The following is a 1,846-nucleotide window of genomic DNA, read 5'->3' on the forward strand; positions in this document are numbered from 1 at the left end:
GTGCAGCAGCGGCACGGCGGCGTCGGTGGCCAGCACGGCGGCCTCCCCGGCGACGATCGCGGCCCGCCGGGCGGCTCCGGGCGGCGTCGCCCCCGCCGTCTTCAACGCGGCGTCCACGGAGGGGTTCTGGAGCCGGGCGAGGTTGAAGGACCCGTCGGAGGCGAAGCCGCTGTACAGGTACGCCACCGGGTCTCCGGAGTCGAGGACGGTCGCCCGCGACAGGATGAACGCGTCGAACTTCCCGGCCAGCGCGTCCGCTTCGATCGCCGAGTACTCCCGCACCTCCAGCCTCACCTTGAACCCGGCCTTCTGGAGCTGCTGTTGGAGCGTCGCGGCGACCTCGGGCAGCTCGGCGCGGTCGGTGTACGTCCCGATCGTGACGCTCGCTCCGGCGGGCCGTCCGGCGGGGACCCGTGTCACCGGCTTCCGCAGTCCGGCCGCCCACGGCAGTGCGGGCCCGAGCAGCCCCTGGGCGGCGTCCGCGTGTCCCTCGTACACGCCCTTCACGATCGACTCCGTGTCGATGGCCTGCCGGGCGGCGGCGCGCAGGGCGGCGTTCTTGAAGGGGCCCGAAGAGGTGTTCAGGTAAAGGGCGTTGGTGCGTGGCGTCGGGACTTCGGTGATCAGCTTCCGGTCGAGGAGCGCGGCCTGCGACACCGGTACCGCCTCGACGACGTCGGCCTCACCGCTGCGCAGCGCGGAGCCCCGAGCGGTGCCGTCCGGCACGAACCTCACGTCGATGCCGGGGGACTTGGCCCTGGCGCCCCAGTAGCCGTCGTACCGGTCGAGGGCGGCGGACGAAGTGCCGTTCACCGAGACCAGCTTGAAGGGGCCGGTGCCCGCGCCGAGCGGGTTCACCGTCTTCCCGGTGTACGCCTTCGCCGCGAGGATCGCCAGTTGGGGGGAGCTGAGCCGCTGGGGGAGGAGGGGGTCCTCGGCGCGGGTCGTGACGACGACGTCGGCACCGGACGCGGCCACCGTCAGGTCGGTGCCGTCCAGGATGCGGGGTCTGGGGGAGGCGCCGGCGGCCTTGCCGAGCGAGCGGACCACGGCGGCGGCGTCCAGCTTCGTACCGTCGTGGAAGGTGACCCCGTCGCGCAGGGTGAACGTCCAACTCCGCCCGGACCGGGTCCACTTGGTGGCGAGCGCGGGGCGCGCGTCCCCGGCGGCGTCCAGCTTCACCAGCGTCTCGGCCGTCGACCACCGCGACAGCATGAACGCGTCGTCGGCCAGCGGCGACAGCCCCGAGCTCGGCGGCTGCATCATCACGACGCGTATGCGCTTGCCGCCGTCCCCGCTCGCCTCGGACGACCCGGTGAAACACCCCGAGACGAACAACAGGGACGCCGCCGCGAGAGCGGAAGCGGGAAGCAGACGGCGAGCGGGCAGACGCACGGGGCCCTCCGGGGGCGGCAACGGGTAAACGGGTGGTCAAGGCAGAGCCGTCCAGACCGTAGCACGATGACAATCGTTTTCAATAACTACTTCCCGATCGGTCCCCAGGCCTTACAGCCGCGCCCCCTTCAACGCCATGTGCAACAACAGCCGATCCTCCCCGTCCCCCAGATCCAGCCCCGTCAACTGCTCCACCCGCGACAGCCGGTAATACAACGTCTGCCGGTGAATCCCCAGCTCGGCCGCCGTCCGCCCGGCCTGCCCCGCCCGGTCGAGATACACCTCGGCGGTCCGCGCCAGCTCCCGGTGCACGGGGGAGAGCAGCGGCGCGACCACCGGATCCGCCACCGGCCCCAGCGCCGCCAGCAGCCGGTACGCCCCGATCCGCCCCCACTCCGCGACCGGCCCGAACCGGGGCTCCGCGAGAGCGGCCCGCGCCCCCGCGCCCGCC

The 1,846-nt window shown here is 73.0% G+C and carries 2 protein-coding genes; both read right to left on the minus strand.

Going from position 1 to position 1,846, the window contains the following annotated elements; genetic code table 11:
- Positions 1-1,395: ABC transporter substrate-binding protein (locus ACVNF4_RS35580; protein ID WP_461806970.1), on the minus strand; the 1,395-nt coding region annotated here is incomplete at its 3' end.
- Between the two features lie 111 nt (positions 1,396-1,506).
- Positions 1,507-1,846, minus strand: a 340-nt coding sequence (locus ACVNF4_RS35585) for a PucR family transcriptional regulator (RefSeq protein ID WP_461806971.1), incomplete at its 5' end; no start/stop codon positions are given.

The organism is Streptomyces sp. S6 (genome assembly GCF_054880855.1).